Annotated in this window: 2 protein-coding genes (1 of these 2 only partly in view); both read left to right on the top strand. The window is 66.2% G+C overall.

The window, feature by feature from the left end; translation table 11 throughout:
* Positions 1–9,884: the 3' portion of a non-ribosomal peptide synthetase gene (locus tag M0D65_RS15760; RefSeq protein ID WP_266253529.1), read on the top strand. 1,357 nt of this gene lie to the left of the window's left edge; only the last 9,884 of its 11,241 coding nucleotides appear in the window; its start codon lies off the left edge, out of view; it ends in the stop codon at positions 9,882–9,884.
* Positions 9,881–16,987 (top strand): non-ribosomal peptide synthetase, encoded by a 7,107-nt coding sequence (locus M0D65_RS15755; protein WP_266253528.1) that lies wholly within the window; start codon positions 9,881–9,883, stop codon positions 16,985–16,987. The genes M0D65_RS15760 and M0D65_RS15755 overlap by 4 nt, the downstream gene beginning before the upstream one ends.

The following is a 16,987-nucleotide window of genomic DNA, read 5'->3' as shown; positions in this document are numbered from 1 at the left end:
CCACGACCAATGCCGCCGCCGACGTCGTTACACCAGCGCAAACCGGCCCCTTCGATCTCGCGAACGGTCTACCCGCCATCGTGCCGACAGCACGCATCGATGCGCGCATCCCGCTGGCGTGGCATCAGGAACGCATCTGGTTCGTCGACACGTTCGAAACCGGCTATCTCTACGACGCGAGCCCGGTCTATCACAACATTCCGCTGATCCTCGAACTGTCGGGCGATGCCGACGTTGCCTCGCTGGAAGCAGCCTTGAACAGCGTCGTCGCGCGCCACGAAGTGCTGCGCACACGCGTGCACAGCGACGGCGAGCAGGCGTGGCAGGTGTTCGATCGCGAGTTACGCCTCAGCGTGAGCGAATCTTCGGCCAATGGCGAAGAAGCGCTCGCCCGCGCAATCGAAGAAACCCGCAAGCCGTTCGCGATGAACACAAGCCAGCCGTTGCTGCGCGCCGCGTTGATCCGCATCAACGCGCAGCATGCGGTGCTGGCCATCACGGCCCATCACCTGATCGCCGATCGTGTATCGATGCGGCTGCTCGCGAGCGAATTGTTCGAGCTGTATGCAGCGAAGACGACCGGTCGCGCGGCCGTGTTGCCGGAACTACCAGTCCAGTACCTCGACTACGCCGCCTGGCAGCGTCGTCTGCCTGCCGCAGCGATGCAGACACTGCGCGGCTACTGGACGCACCAGTTGCGCGGCCCGCTGCAAGCGATGGATTTACCGCTGAACCGCGCGCGCATGGCAATCCACGTGTTCGCCGAAGCGCGCCACGAGTTCGTCATTGGCGAGCCGCTCGTCGAACGACTGCGCGCCGTCGCCGCGCGCTCGGGTCACAGCGCCGCCGATGTGCTGTTCGCCGGTTTCAATGCGTTGTTGCGGCGTTATAGCGGACACGAAGAACTGGTTGTCGGCTTCAGCGCGCCGTGCCGCGAACGCGCCGCGATCGCCGCGCTGATCGGCCCGATCGCCAATCTGCTGGTATCGCGCAGCCAGGTTGATGCGACGACCACGCTGCAGGCGTTGCTCGACCAGGTACAGCGCAATACATCGCACGCGCTCGAGCATCGCGACATGCAGTTCGATCAGTTGGTGCTCGCGCTCGCACCCGACAAGGACATGAGTCGCACTGCGCTGTTCGACATCCTGTTCCAGTTCGACGACGAAGCACCGCAAGCGCTGTCCGCTGGTGGACTCAGTGCAACGGCGGTCGAGACCAATCTCGGCTACGGCAAGAACGACCTGCATCTGTTCGTCCATGCACAGGACGGCCACTGGGCCGGCAAGCTGGTCTACAACGCACTGTTCTTCGACGCGTGGCTCATCGAACAGATGATGGCCCACTACCTGACGCTGCTCGAGGCGCTGGCAACAAACGCCGATCAGCCTATCGATAGCGTGCCGCTGCTCGGCCCCGCCGAGCGCGATACCCAGTTGCTCGTGTGGAACGACAGTGCGGCGACGTACCCGCACGAACGGACCGTGCATCAGCTGTTCGAAGAGCAGGTCGAACGCACGCCTCACCACATCGCCGTCAGCTACGGCGACGAACAGCTCAGCTATCGCGAACTGAATACGCGGGCCAATCAGCTTGCGCATCGGCTGCGCGCCTCCGGCATCGAACGGCAAGCGCTGGTGGTGCTGCTGCTCGATCGTTCGCCGGACATGATCGTGGCGATTCTCGCGGTCATGAAGGCCGGCGCGGCCTACGTGCCGATCGATCCGCATGCGCCGGTGGAACGGATCGAATACATCCTCAAAGACAGCGGTGCGCGTCAGGCGATCGTCTCGCCGAACCTGCCCGGCAATCTGCCCATCGGTGATCTGCAGACCATCGTGCTCGGCGATACGGCCAGCAGTCTGGCCGGCTGGCCCGATACCAACCCGGACAATCTGAATTCGCCGGACGACCTGATCTACGTGATCTACACGTCCGGCTCCACGGGACAGCCCAAGGGCAGCCTGCTCGAACACCGCAACGTCGTGCGCCTCATGCACAACGACAAGTTGCAGTTCACGTTCAATGCCGACGACGTGTGGTCGCTGTTCCACTCGTATGCATTCGATTTCTCCGTCTGGGAGATTTACGGCGCCCTGCTCTACGGCGGTCGCGTGGCGATCGTACCGGACACGGTGCGCAAGGACCCCGCCCTGTTCCTCGATTTTCTCGAACAGGAAGGCGTCACGGTCCTCAACCAGACGCCGTCGGCCTTCTACAACCTCAGTGGCGTCGCGGTCGCCCAGGCGGAATGGCCGCTGCCGGCACTGCGTTACGTCGTGTTCGGCGGCGAAGGGCTGGACCCGGGCAAGCTGCGCGCATTCCATCGCGCGTACGGCCACGTTGCGCTGATCAACATGTACGGCATTACCGAAACTTGCGTGCATGTCACGTTCAAGCACATCGGTCAGGTGGAGATCGACAGCAATCTGTCGAACGTGGGCCGGCCGATTCCGACCACCACGGTCTACATCATGGATGCCGAACAGCGCCTCGTGCCCGCGGGCGTGCCTGGCGAAATCTGTGTCGGCGGCCTCGGCGTCGGTCGCGGTTATCTGAACCGGGCCGATCTGACGTCGCGGCGGTTCGTGACCAATCCGTACCTGCCGCACGAACGGATCTATCGCTCGGGTGACCTCGGCAAGCTGCTCGAAAACGGCGAGATCGTTCATCTCGGTCGCATGGACGACCAGGTAAAGATTCGCGGTTTCCGCATCGAGCTCGGCGAGATCGAAGCGAAGCTCAGCGCCTGCGAGACCATCGCCGAAGCAATGGTGATGACGCGTGAAGATACGCCCGGCGATAAACGTCTGGTCGCCTACGTGATCCTCGACGCGGGCGCGCAACTGTCGTTGCCGAGCCTGCGCACCCAGCTCGGCAAGGTGCTGCCGGATTACATGATTCCGAGTGCGTTTATCGCGCTCGACGCGTTCCCACTTACGGTGAACGGCAAGCTCGATCGCAAGGCGCTGCCTGCACCCGATCTGTCGCAAGGCCAGCTGTCGGCGCACGAATACGAAGCGCCGCTCGGCGAAACCGAACAGGCCATTGCGCGTATCTGGCAGGAGCTGCTCGGCATGGAGCGGGTAGGACGCAGCGACAACTTCTTCGAGATCGGCGGTCATTCGCTGCTCGCCGCCAAGGCCATGGCGCGTCTTGGCAAGCAGTTGCAGCACTCGCTGCCGATCAGCGCGTTGTTCGATGCGCCCGTGCTCGCCAACCTGGCTACCGCGTTTACTACGGCTGCAGCGGCAGCAGAATCTGCTACGTCGAGCAGGCCGGTTGCGTCGATCGCTAAACCCGCCGGCGGACAAAGCGCCCTACCCACGCCGGCTCGCGACGCGCACGCGGCCACGCCGTTGTCGTCGGCTCAGGCTCGCCTGTGGTTCGTTCACCAACTCGATCCGCTCGACACGGCCTACAACCAGTTCGGCGCGGTGCTGATCGAAGGGCAGTTGCAGATCGATACGTTGACGCAAGCGCTGGCTTTGCTACAGGAACGTCAGCACAGTCTGCGCACGCGCTTTATCGATCGCGACGGTGTGCCGTTGCAGCAGGTCATGCCGGCCGGCAACCTTGCCTTGCCGGTCGACGACCTCGAAGCGCTCGATCCCGCCGAACAGGATCAGGCGCTGCTCAAACTCGCTAGCGACGAGGCAAATCGTCCGTTCGATCTGACCGAGGCACCGCTGTTGCGCGCACGCTTGCTGCACCTCGGACCGGAACAGCATGTGTTCTGCCTGACGGTGCATCACATCATCATCGACGGCTGGTCGCTCGGTGTGCTCTGGCAGGAACTCGGTGAGCTGTACCGCAGCCTCGCCGCACGACGCCCGGCTACGTTGGCGCCGCTGCCGCTGCAATACGCGGACTACGCGCAATGGCAACTGGCGATGCTGGACAGCGCCCCGCTGCGACACCATATCGATGCCTGGCGCCTCGATCTCGCCGACCTCCCTGCGCTCGATCTCGCCACCGATCACGTGCGCCCGGCGCAGCTGGGCCGCACCGGCGCGCAGGTCGATTTCGCGCTCTCCGGTCGTGCGGTTACCGCACTCGACAAGCTCGCGCGCGCGGCCGGCACGACCCGTTTCGTCGCGAGCCTCGCGATCTTCGCTGCGCTGCTCGGACGCTGGAGCGGTCAGTACGATTTCGCGCTCGGTGTGCCGATTGCCGGCCGCGAGCGCGACGATGTCTACGACGTAATCGGCTGCTTCATCAACCTGCTGCCGATCCGCGTCGAACTGACGCAAGCCGCCGATTTCGGCCAGCTTGCCGAGATGGTGAAGCAACGCTACCGTGCCGCGCTCGAACGTCAGGCACTGCCTTTCGAACGACTGCTGGAGGCGCTGCGCCCTGGCGTCGACAACGGTCAACATCCGCTGTTCCAGGTGCTGTTCAACTACATGCACAGGGACATCCATACGACCGTGACCGACGGCCTGCGTCTGCAGCCGCTCGAACTGCCCGGCGACATCGCGCAGTTCGACCTGTCGCTGCATCTGGATGATTCCGCCGACGGTGTGCGTGGCCGCTTTATCTACCGTAGTGAGCTGTTCGACGCGGCCACTGTCGAACGCATGGCAGCCGGCTATCGCGCGCTGCTCGAAGCCGCCGGCGAGAGCACGCTGGGTTGGGCCGATGTGGAACTGGCAACCGCGGAAGACCGTCAGCGCCTTGCGGCCTGGAACGATACCGCCGTCGACTACGGCCCGGCCACGACGCTCGATGCGTTGATCGCCGAACAGGTCGAGCGCACACCGCAGGCCACTGCTATCTCGGCCGAAGACGGCGCCGTCGACTTCACCGAATTGCTCGCGCGCGCCGATGCGCTGGCCGAACGTCTGCGCGCTGTCGGCGCGGGACCGGACCGCGTCGTCGCCGTGTATCTGCCGCGCGGCGTCGATCTGCCGATGACACTGCTCGCCGTGCTGCGCGCAGGCGCGGCCTATCTGCCGCTCGACCCCGACCTGCCCGCCGACCGGCTCGCCTTCATGGTCGCCGACGCTGCCCCTGTCGCGCTCGTCGCAGCGGCCGGAAGCTACGAGTGGCTGCCCGCGGAGTTGCCGGTACTCGCACCGAATTTAGCAAGCGAAGCGGCCGCTGCTGCCGCTGCAGGAAAGAGCACCGGCAAACGCACCAAACGCCGCACCAAAGCCACGACCCAGGCCACCGCGCAGACAGACAAAGACCGCAGCCCCGACAACCTCGCCTACGTGATCTACACCTCGGGCTCGACGGGCAAACCGAAGGGCGTGATGGTGTCGCACCGCGCGATCGCCAACCGCCTGCACTGGATGCAAGCCGAATACGCGCTCGGCACCGGCGACCGCGTCCTGCAGAAAACACCGTGCGGCTTCGACGTGTCGGTATGGGAGTTCTTCTGGCCGATGCTGACCGGCGCGACGCTGGTTATGGCCCGCCCCGACGGCCATCGCGATCCGGATTACCTCGCGGCGCTGATCGAGCGCGAGCAGATCACGACGCTGCACTTCGTGCCCTCGATGCTCGATATCTTCCTCGCCAACACCGAGCCCGGCCGTTGCGCGCCGCTGCGCCGCGTGTTCACGAGCGGCGAGGCACTGAGCCCGGATCTGCGCGATCGCTGCCTGACGTTCCTGCCGCAAGCGGCCCTGCACAATCTGTACGGCCCGACCGAAGCCGCCGTCGACGTGACCTACTGGCCCTGTGCGGAACCCGGCGGTCCGGTGCCGATTGGCCGGCCGGTTGCCAACACCCGTATCCATATTCTCGATCGCCACGGACGCATCGCGCCGATCGGCGTCCCCGGCGAAATCTGTATCGCCGGCGTGCAGGTGGCACGCGGTTATCTCAACCGTCCTGAACTCGATGCCGAGCGCTTCGTCAGTGAGCCTGACGCTACCGGTGCGACCGACGAGCACGCACGCATGTATCGCACCGGCGACCTCGGTCGCTGGCGCGAACAGGGCTGGGTCGAATACCTGGGCCGCCGCGACCATCAGGTGAAGCTGCGTGGCCAGCGCATCGAACTCGGTGAAATCGAGGCGGCCCTGCGCCAGCATCCCGCCGTACGCGATGCGATCGTCCTGTTGCAAGGCGAAGGCGTGCGCGCATGGCTCGACGCCTTTGCACTGGTCAGCCCCGGCGCGCCCGACGGCGCCACCTTGCGATCGTTCCTGAGCGAGCAACTGCCCGCCGCTCTAGTGCCCGCGCGCGTGCATGCGCTGGAAAGCTTTCCGTTGACGGTAAGCGGCAAGACCGATCGCCGCGCGCTTGCCGAGCTGACATCGCAGGCATCGCCGGATACCGACATCGCGTCGGCGAGTACCGCCACGCGCGAGCAGGTCACGGCGATCTGGTGCGACGTACTGGGTTTGACGCACATCGAGCCCACGAAGAACTTCTTCGAGGCCGGTGGCAATTCGCTGCTGCTGGTTCAGGTGCATGCACGGTTGAAGCGCAGCTTCGAACGCGTGCCCACGTTGACCGAACTGTTCCGCTATCCGAGTGTTGCTGCGCTCGCGGCACATCTCGATGGTGCGAGTCCTGCAAACCGGAGCGCCGCACCGCGTGCCTCGCGTGCGGCCGACGAAGCCATCGCCATCGTCGGCATGGCCGGCCGTTTCCCTGGTGCTGCGAACGTCGACGAGTTGTGGCAGGCACTGCTGGAAGGACGCAGCGGCATCCGCGAAGTGAGCCGCGAAGAAGCGCTCGCCGACGGCGCCGACCCGGCCTTTCTCGACCATCCGTCTTACGTGCCGTACGCGGCACCGCTCGATGGCATCGGTCACTTCGACGAAAAACTGTTCGGCTACAGCCCCGCCGACGCCGCGCTGCTCGATCCGCAAGGTCGCTTGCTGCTGCAATGCGCGTGGGAAACGCTGGAACACGCCGCGGTGAATCCCGAGCACACGGATCAGCGGATCGGCGTGTTCGCCGGTGCGACGGTCAGCACCTACGCGTTGCATGCACTGCGCGAACACGCGCAGGACCCGTCGTTTGCCCAGCGCGTGCTGTTTGCCAACGACAAGGACTACATCGCGAGTCGCATCGCCTACAAGCTCGGTCTGAACGGCCCCGCGATCGGCGTGCAGACCGCGTGTTCCAGTTCGCTGGTAGCGGTCGCGCTGGCTGTGCAGGCATTGCGCAACGGCGAGTGCGAAGTTGCGCTGGCCGGTGGTGCGTCGGTGAGCGTGCCGCATCGCATCGGCTATCTCTACGACGAAGGTTCGATCTACTCGCCCGACGGTCATTGCCGCGCGTTCGATCGCGACGCGGGCGGCACGATCGGCGGCAACGGCGTCGCGATGGTCGCGCTGAAGCGACTGAGCGCGGCGCTCGCCGATGGCGATCCGATCCGCGCGGTGATTCGCGGCATCGCGATCAACAACGATGGCTCCGACAAGCTCGGCTTCACCGCGCCGTCGATCAAAGGTCAGGAAGCGGTCGTACGCGCCGCGCTCACCGATGCCGGTGTCGAGGCAAATTCGATCGGCTATATCGAGGCGCACGGCACGGGCACCCGGCTCGGCGATGAAGTCGAACTGAGCGCGCTCGCAGCCGCGTTCGACAGTGCCGAAGCGCGCACCGAACCGTGTCTGCTCGGCTCGCTGAAATCGAGTATCGGCCATCTCGATGCGGCCGCCGGCGTGGCGGGTCTGATCAAGGCGGCGCTCACCGTCGAGCACGGCATCGTCCCGCCTACGTTGCATCTGGACACACCGAATCCGCTGTTGCAGGAACACGCTGCGCGCTTCCGCGCGGCAACCGCGCCGACGCTGTGGCCGGGCAAGCAGGCGCGGCGTGCCGGTATCAGCTCGTTCGGCATCGGCGGTACTAACGCGCATTGCATCGTCGAGCAGCCGCCCGTTCGCGAAGCCGCAGTCGTGACACCGGCCGCGCAACTGCTGCCGCTTTCCGCCACGGACCGCGATGCGCTAATGCGCCTGCGCCGGCAACTCGCCGACTATCTGCAGAAGCATCCCAACACCGATCTCGCCGCTCTCGCCTGGACGTTGCAGAGCGGCCGGCGCGTGCTGGCCTGGCGTCAGGCATGGCTGGTCGAAACGCTCGACGAGGCCGTGGCGCTGCTGCGCGATAGCGCGCTGCCCGAGGCGCCTGCCGGGACCGACGCTGTACAACTCGACACGCATGCTGTCTCGCTGGCGCAAGCGGCCGAGCGCTGGCAAGCAGGCGCGACACTCGACTGGCACGCGCTGCACGGCGCTCGTCCGCCGCAACGCCTGAGCCTGCCGGCCTACCCGTTCGCGCAACACCGTCACTGGCTCGACGCCGCGAGCGCATCCGGTCCGCAACTGGCCGTGCTCGACTGGCAACGTGTGCCGGCTGCGCCGCGCGCGCGCAGCATCGAACCGATCGCCCTGTACGGCAACGATCCGGCATTGCTCGCCGCACTCGCGGCACAGCTCGAAAAAACGGGGGCACCGGTCGAAACACTGACCACGCTCGACGGTCTGCGCCGCGAGCAACGCCTCGTCGTGCTGGCTCCCGACTACAGCCAGGTGCTCGCGCTGTCGCATCAACTGGCCGTGTTGCCGCCGCAACGGCTGGTGCTGGTCGGTCGTCATGCCGAGGACAGCAGCGATGCCACCGACAGCGAAGCAGCCATGGCCTTCGCCGCAGCCCTGCCGCTGGGCCAGGAACTCCCCGAACTGGGCCTGCGCCGCATCGACCTGGCCGGCGCCGACGATGCCCGTCAGCTCGCCGCACTCGCAGCCGAATGCGCGGCCGATGGTCCTGCACTGGTCCAGTTGCGCGACGGTCAACGTCGGGTGCCAAAGGTGCAGACGGTGCCCGCCGCACCGGCGGCAACACCGTGGCGCGACGAGGCCGTGGTGTTGATCACCGGCGGCTACGGCCAGCTCGGTTTCGCCTTCGCGCAGCATCTCGCGGAACACTCGCGTGCCCGGCTCGTGCTACTGGGCCGCACCGCTCCGCCCGACGACGATCCGCGCCTGCAAGCGCTGCGCGCAAACGGTGCCGAGGTGCTCGCACTGAGCGGCGACATCGCCGAACCCGGCGTTGCCGAACACGCGGTGCAAATGGCTCAGCAACGCTTTGGCGCGCTGCATGCGGTGATCCATGCGGCGGGTATCGCCGGCAGCGAGGCACAAAAGCCGCTGCTCGAAACCGACCTCGCCGAGAGCGCGGCGATCTGGACGGCCAAGCGCGCCGGCACACAACAACTCGCCGCCGCACTGGACGGCCTCGTACTCGATCACGTTCTGTTGTGCTCGTCGATCTCCACCGTGCTGGGCGGGCTCGGCTTCGCCGCGTACGCCGCCGGCAATCGCTGGATGGAAGTGTTCGCCGAGGCGCAGAGCCGGCGCGGCGACACTCGCTGGCTGGCGCTCGCCTACGACGGTCTGCATTTCGGCAGCGACCTTCCGCAGGAACCGGCGCTCGACGCTGCCACGGCCATCGCGCTTGCCGAGCAGGCGCTGACGGCTGGCCTCAGCGGTCGCGTGCTGGCTGTAGCAAGCGACCTGCAGAGCCGCCTGCGCCGCTGGGATAGCCAGACGCTGCGTGCACCGGCTGCCGTCGACGCGCTCGCGCCGGCCGCACTCGCCACCGTGTACGACGATCCGCTGCAAGCCCTCGTGGCCCAGGCGCTCGCCAATACGCTAGGGCTCACGCAGCTTGGACCCGATGACGATTTCTTCGAACTCGGCGGCGACAGTCTCGTGGCGACCCGTTTGATCGCCCAGTTGCGTGAAGCAACCGGATTGAAGCTGTCGGTCGGGCTCGTGCTGCGCGCACCGAGCGTGCGCCTGCTGGCCGCCGAGATCGCGGCCTTGCGCGGCGGCAGCAGTGGCACTAGCAGCAACGGCGGCCGCACCGAAACCACCGACGACCACGCTTTTGAAGAGGGCGTCCTATGAACGATGCCGGCAGCACGATCGCGATCCGCCTGCTCGCGGAGTTGCACGACCTCGGTATCGCGCTATGGATCGAGGATGGCCAGCTGCGTTTTCGTGCACCCAAGGGCAAGCTACCTCCCGACCTGAAAGAGCGTCTGGTCGCTCACCGCGCGGAGTTGCTGGCCCAACTCGAACGGACCCGCGACGCGCAGACGATCCGGCGTCGCGTGCAACCGCAGGGCGAGCCTGCGCCGCTATCGGTGCAGCAACGCGCCGTGTGGGCGGCACAGCAATTCGGCGGCGGTCAGGCGTTCCTGATGCCGGGCGCGTTGCAACTGGACGGCCCGCTCGACACCGACGCGCTGCACCGAGCATTGCAGACGCTGTGCGCGCGCCACGAAGCATTGCGTACCACGATCACGCTGATCGACGAGCAACCGATGCAGACGGTGCTGCCCTCGGTCGACCTTGCATTACCGCTCTACGATCTGTCCACACTCGATGAAGCGCGGCAACAGCGCGAACTGGACCGCCTGCTGGCCGAAGAAGCGACCACCACAATCGAGCTGACCCAGGCACCGCTGCTGCGCACCCGCCTGATCCGTCTCGCCGCACAACGTCATGTGCTGTGCCTGACCTTGCATCACATCGTCGCCGACGGCTGGAGCATCGATATCCTGCTCGGCGAACTGAGTGCGCTGTATCGCCCCGGCGCTGCGCCTGCCTTGCCGCCTGGCGGGCTCGGCTATGCGGACTACGCGGCCTGGCAAGTCGCGCATCACGCGGTCGACGCCGATCAGGCCGACCTCGCGTTCTGGCGCACACAGCTCGCCGAACTACCGGCGCCACTCGAACTGTCGACACGCCGCGCCAACGCCACCGACAAACAGTTCGTCGGCGCATCGGTGCAAGTCGATCTGCCCGCAGCCGAGTTGCGCGCGTTGCGCCAGCTTGCCACCCAGGCTAAGTGCACGTTGTTTGCGGCACTGTGCGCGAGCTTCGCCGCGCTGCTCTATCGCTACAGCGGTCAGCGCGAACTGCTGATCGGCACTGCCATCGCAGGGCGTGGCCAGCGTGAACTCGAAGATGTCGTGGGTCTCTTTGCCGGGCGCCTGCCGCTGCGCCTGCAGGTCGATCCGCAACTCGGTTTCGCCGCATTGATCGGCAGCATCGGTCAGCAAACGACCGAAGCGTTCAGCCACGCCGAAGTGCCGATCGAACGCATCGCAACGCAGGTATTGCCCGCGAGCGAGAGCGGTCGAGATCTGTTCCAGGTGATGATCGCGCTGCAAAACGCGATCCAGAACGAGCTTCGTCTGGAAGGCTTGCAGGTACAGCCGGTTGCGACGCCGCCGACCGTCACCAAGTTCGATCTCGCGCTGTCCTTCGAGGAACGCGGCGATCGGCTGATTGCCGCGCTGGAATACGCGAGCGCGCTGTTCGAGCGCGAACCGATGCAGGCCATGCTCGATCACTGGTTGCAGTTGCTGCGCGTCGCGCTCGCCGAGCCGCAACGTCCGTTGTCGCAACTGCCGCTGCTGTCCGCACGCGAGCGCGCTGCCCTGCTCGATTTCCGGCCCGAGGGCGCGCCTGCTACGCACTTGTGGCAGGGCTTCAACGATGTGACCGCAGCGCATCCGGAACGGATCGCACTGAGCTCGCCGCTCGCGTGGAATCACGCCGAACTGCGCCAGGTCACTTATCGCGAACTGGCAGCGACGGCGCGCGGTATCGCTGCTCGCCTGCACACAGCCGGTGTGCGCCGCGGCGACGTCGTGGCGATGGCCGGACACCGCTCGATCGATTTCATCGAAGGGCTGCTTGGCATCCTCGCCGCGGGCGCGGCCTATCTGCCGCTCGATCCGGAAACGCCGGCCGCACGCATTGCGGAGATGGCGGAAGACAGCGGCGCCAATCTGCTGCTCGCCTGCGACGATGCGGGGCTGTCCTTCGCTGCGCTGTTTCCGGCGGCCATCGATTTGCGCGATTTGCGCGCGCAAGGCAAGCAGGAAACTTCGTCGGCAAGCGCAGCGTTCACCGGCGCAGCCAGCGATATCGCGTATCAGATCTTCACGTCCGGCTCGACCGGTCGGCCCAAGGGTGTGCTCGTCAGCCATGCGAACGTCGCGCATTTCCTCGCCGGCATGCAACAGTTTCCGTCCGACGGAACCTATCTGAGCTTCGCGTCGACCGCCTTCGATGCCTCGATCATGGAGATCTGGCTGCCGCTGCTCAAGGGCGCCCAGGTTCTCGTCGCGCCACCCGGGTTGCCCGATCTCGACGCGCTCGGCAACCTGCTCGATACGCACAACGTGCAGTTCGCGTGGCTGACCGCCGGTCTGTTCCAGAGCCTGTGCGAAACCCATCCGCAGGTGCTGGCCAATCTCGAACATCTGATAGCCGGTGGCGACCGTTTATCGCTCAATGCCTTGCGCGCGCTGTTCGCGCGCGGCGGCAAGGTGCGTGTCTACAACGGTTACGGTCCCACCGAAACGACAGTGCTCGCGACCCTGCATCCGATCCTCCCGGCAGACGTCGGCCCCGATGCGGTCAGCGTGCCGATCGGTTCGGCGGTGGGAGCAACCCGTTTGTATGTGCTCGATGCACATGGCGAGCTGGCGCCGCCGGGTGCGGTCGGCGAGTTGTATGTCGGCGGTGGTGGTGTTGCCGGCGGCTATGCGAAGCGGCCCGAACTGAGCGCCGAGCGTTTCCTGCGCGACCCGTTCGGCGTCGTGCCCGATGCCCGCATGTACCGCACTGGCGACCTCGTACGCTGGCGCGCCGATCGCAGCCTCGAATTTCTCGGGCGTGCGGACCGTCAGGTGAAAATCCGCGGTTTCCGTATCGAGCTGGCCGAAATCGAAGCGCATATCGGCGCGCATCCAGCGGTGGTGCAAGCGCTCGTCGATGTGCAGGACACCGACGGCCACAAGCAACTGACAGCCTACGTCGTACTCGCACCCGATCACTCGCTCGACGCTCGCGAACTGAGCGCCTTTCTCGGCCAGCATCTGCCCGACTACATGCTGCCGCAGGCACTGGTGACGCTGCCGCGTCTGCCGCTCACGACGAACGGCAAGCTCGATCGCAACGCGTTGCCGAAGCCGGCGCCGCGCAGCGCGAATCTCGATGCACTGCCCGACAACGAACAGGCCCGCGTGCTGAGCGCCGCATGGCGCGAATTGCTGAAGGTCGACACGCTTGGAGCCGACGACAACTTCTATCACCTTGGCGGCGATTCGATCATCGCGATGCAAATGGCGATGCGGCTCTCGCGCCAGGGCTGGGAGATGCAACCGCAGGAACTGCTGCGCCAGCCGACCTTGCAGGCTCAGGTCGCGTTGCTGCAACGACGCCGCGAAACCATCGAGCGTCGCGCGCATGCGGGTCCGCTGCCGCTTACGCCGATCCAGCAGTGGTTCTTCGCGATCGACATGCCGCAGCGCGATCACTGGAATCAGGCCGTGCGACTGGCCATCGATCCCGCTACGCTCGAACGTCTGCCCGCTGCGTTGAGCGAACTGGAGCGGCTGCACGATGCGTTGCGTCTGCGCTTTCATCGTGACGACGACGGGCAGTGGCGGCAGACCATCGCCGAGGCACAGGCGGACCGTTTGCCGAAACGTCATCACGTGGCCAGTGAAGCAGAGGCTCAAGTCTTGATCGGCGCGGCCCAGCAAAGCCTCGATATCGAACAGGGCCCGCTCTGGACTGCGCTGTTGCTCGAAGCGCCGCAATGGCCGTGGCCGCATCTGCTGATCATTGCGCATCACCTGGTTGTCGATGGCATGTCGTGGCGTGTTCTGATGGAGCACCTCGGTCAACTGCTGCACGGTGAACAACCGATGGCGCCTACGCTCGGCTATGGCGACTGGGCTGCTTATCTGGCAACTGCGCTGGCAACTGAACCAGTCGCACATCCAGCCGCCAGCGCAGTCGTCGCACCGCGGTTGACGCCCGCACCGCTCGCTCACCGCGATGGCGAAAACCTCGAAAGCAACACCCGCGTGTGCTGCGTCGCGCTGCCTGCCGCATTGAGCCAGGAACTGCTCGGCCCGGCCAACACGCCGTATCGCAGCGAGCCGACCGAACTGATGCTCACAGGCTTGCTGCTCGGCTTGCGCGAGGTATACGGACAACAGAGCCTTGGTATCGCACTCGAGCGTCACGGCCGCGATCTCGACGGCGCGGCACTAGCCAGCACTGTCGGGTGGTTCACCCGCATCGTGGCAATCGAGCTGGCATTCCCTACGCAACTCGCCACGCAATCTGTCGCGCAACGTACACCACTCGAACAGACACTGCTGGCAATCAAGCAAACCGCGCGCAGCACTCCCGCCGGCATGGACCCGATAGCAGCGCGCGCACCGGATGTCGCCTTCAACTACCTCGGCCAGTTCGACCAGGCGCTGAACACGACCGGCCCACTGCGCGCCGTCGAAGAAAGCAGCGGCGAGCCGCTCGATGCGCAGGCACCGCGCCCCTATCCAATCGAGATCGTTGCTCACGCAACGTCGGCGGGTCTGCGGATCGATTTCCGCTACAGCGCGGCGCAAACCGATGCGGCCCAGCTCGAAGCCTGGGCTCACGCCACCGTGCGCGCACTGGAAGCACTGCTCGTGGCGTTGCGGCGTCCCGGTGCGGGCGGCCGCGCACCGTGCGACTTTCCGCTGAGCGGCATTCGCGAACAGCAGCCGCTCGATACGTTGCTGCACACGTATCAACTGGAGCCCGCAGCGCTCGCCGAGTTGTTGCCGGTCAGCGCCCAGCAGCGCGGCATGCTGCTGGAAAGCCTCGCGCGTCCCGGCAGCGGCATGCATATCGAACAGTTCATCGCGACGTTCGACAGCAGCTTCGATCCCGCTGCACTGGAAGCGGCGTGGGCACGCCTGATCGTGCGTCATGACGCGCTGCGTAGCCGCTTCGTCTGGGCCGCGCAGAACGAGTTGCTGTGCGCGGTGCTCGCACAGTTCGCGCCGGCATGGCAGCACCTCGACTGGCGTGGTGAAGCGGACGGCGCAGCACGTCTTGCCGCCTGGCTCGCCGCAGATCGTCAACAGGGTTTCGAGCACGACACCCCGCCGCTGCGCTTCGCGACAGTGCGGCTCGACGCAGCCGATACCGCCGCGGGAAACACCGAGCGCTGGCTCTTCGTGTGGACCTACCATCACGCGCTGCTCGACGGCTGGAGCGTGGCGCGCCTGCTCGAAGAAGCGTTGCACGCCGACCACCTGCCGCCCCCGAGTCACAGTGCACGCCGCTACGCCACGTGGCTCGCCGAACGCGATCGCGAAGAGGCCACCGCGTTCTGGCAGCAGAACCTGACCGGCTTCGTTGGACCCACTGCGCTTGGACAGCCGCAAGCGGATCTGCAAGGCACACCTGGCCAGGTCGACCTGCATCGCTGGCTACCTGCTGCACCGGCCGAGCGCCTGCAAGCGTTGACGCGCCAGCACGGCATCACGCTCGCCAACGTCGCGCGCGGCGCGTTCGCGCTGCTGCAAGGATGGGCTTCGGGACAGCGCGACGTGGTCCAGCTCACCACGGTGTCCGGCCGCCCAGCCGCACTCGATGGCAGCGAGCAATGGATCGGCCTGTTTATCAACAGCCTGCCGCTGCGTCTGAATGTGCCCACGCAAGGCGATGCCTGGTCGTGGCTGCGCGAAGACGTCAGCGATCGCGCGGCTGCGACCGTGCCGTACGAATGGTGTAGCGGTGCCGATATCCATCGCTGGTCGGGTCTGCCTGCCGGCCGGCCGCTCAGCGATGCGCTGCTGGTGTTCGAGAATTATCCGCGGCAGGCGCAACAGGAAGCCGCCGTGCCGATCGTCGAGGTGAACGGGCACGGCGCACGCACGCATTTCCCGCTGACCTTGCTGGTGGTGCTCGCCGAACAGGGCTGGCGTTGCGAGCTGGTGGTCAACACCGCCTACATGCCGCTCGCCGAAGCCGGCCGCCTGCTCGATGCGTACGTGGGGCTGCTGGAGCGTCTCGCCGATGAGCAAGCCGACCTCGCCGAACTGATCGCCGGCTTGCCCGCGCAGCCGCTGCAACGCTGCATGCCGGTGCAGGAGCAAAGCCGCGCGCCGCGCACGCAACTCGAGCTGGAACTCTGCACGCTGTGGGAGCAGCTCTTCGCCGAACGCGCGATCGGTCTCGACGACAACTTCTTCGATCTGGGCGGACACTCGCTGCTCGCGCTCGATCTGATGACGCGACTGCGGCAACACTTTGGCCGCGAAGTTTCTTTCGCCGCCTTCCTCGGTCAGCCGACCGTAGCGGGTCTCGCCGCGCTGCTTGGCGACCCGTCTCATGCCGACAGCGAACGATTGATCGCACTCGGGCACGAGGGCGTGCCGCTCTATCTGTTCCCTGGCGCCAGCGGCAATCCGATGGCTTATCTGCCGCTCGCCCGCGCGCTCGACGGCCAGCTCGCCGTGCAGGTGGGTCAACCCGATCTGCACGCGCGTGTCGATACACCTTCGCTGGAACAACTGGCCGACGAATTCGCCACGGCGATCGCGCGGCGTCAGCCAGAAGGCGCATTGCGACTGGCCGGCCATTCGTTCGGCGCCGTGCTTGCCTACGCGATTGCCCAGGTGCTCAAGGTGCGTGGTCGCGAAGTAGAAAGTCTGGTTCTGATCGATCAGCCTGCGCCCGATGGCAGCGACCCGTTTGCTGCATACGACGAAGCCGATCTGCTGTCGGAGATCGCCGAGGCGATGGTCGCCTACTTCGGCCGTGAGTTACCGCTCGATGCCGCGACGCTGCGCGAACTACCGCGTGCCGAACAGCACAGCCGCATGCTCGAGCAATGCCAGGCGGCCGGCATCCTGCCGGTCAGCGCCGATCTGTCGATCATCGACAACCTGCTGACCATCTACCGGCGCAGCGCCTCGATTCTCGCTGCCTACCAGCCGCCCACGTGGTCCGGCCCGCTCGCCGTGATTCGCGGCGACGCCGCAACCGGCGACGACCCGAGCCTCGGCTGGCATGCGCTGTGTCCGCATGCCGCGACGGCCCGCGTCGACAGCGACCACATCGGCATGATCACCGCCGCTCACGCCGGCGAGCTGGCCGCGCGGATTCTCGAGCAACAGGGGGAAGCATGCGTCCCGGCTTGA

The sequence above is a fragment of the Paraburkholderia sp. CHISQ3 genome, assembly GCF_030464945.1.
In the GTDB taxonomy this organism is placed as follows: domain Bacteria; phylum Pseudomonadota; class Gammaproteobacteria; order Burkholderiales; family Burkholderiaceae; genus Paraburkholderia; species Paraburkholderia megapolitana.
The sequence above is the reverse complement of the archived record's forward strand: the minus strand, read 5'-3'. Positions and strand labels throughout refer to the sequence as shown.

Bases quoted from the DNA above. Each gene is read 5' to 3' on its own strand.
- M0D65_RS15755 (WP_266253528.1), top strand. From the start codon at position 9,881: ATGAACGATGCCGGCAGCACGATCGCGATCCGCCTGCTCGCGGAGTTG.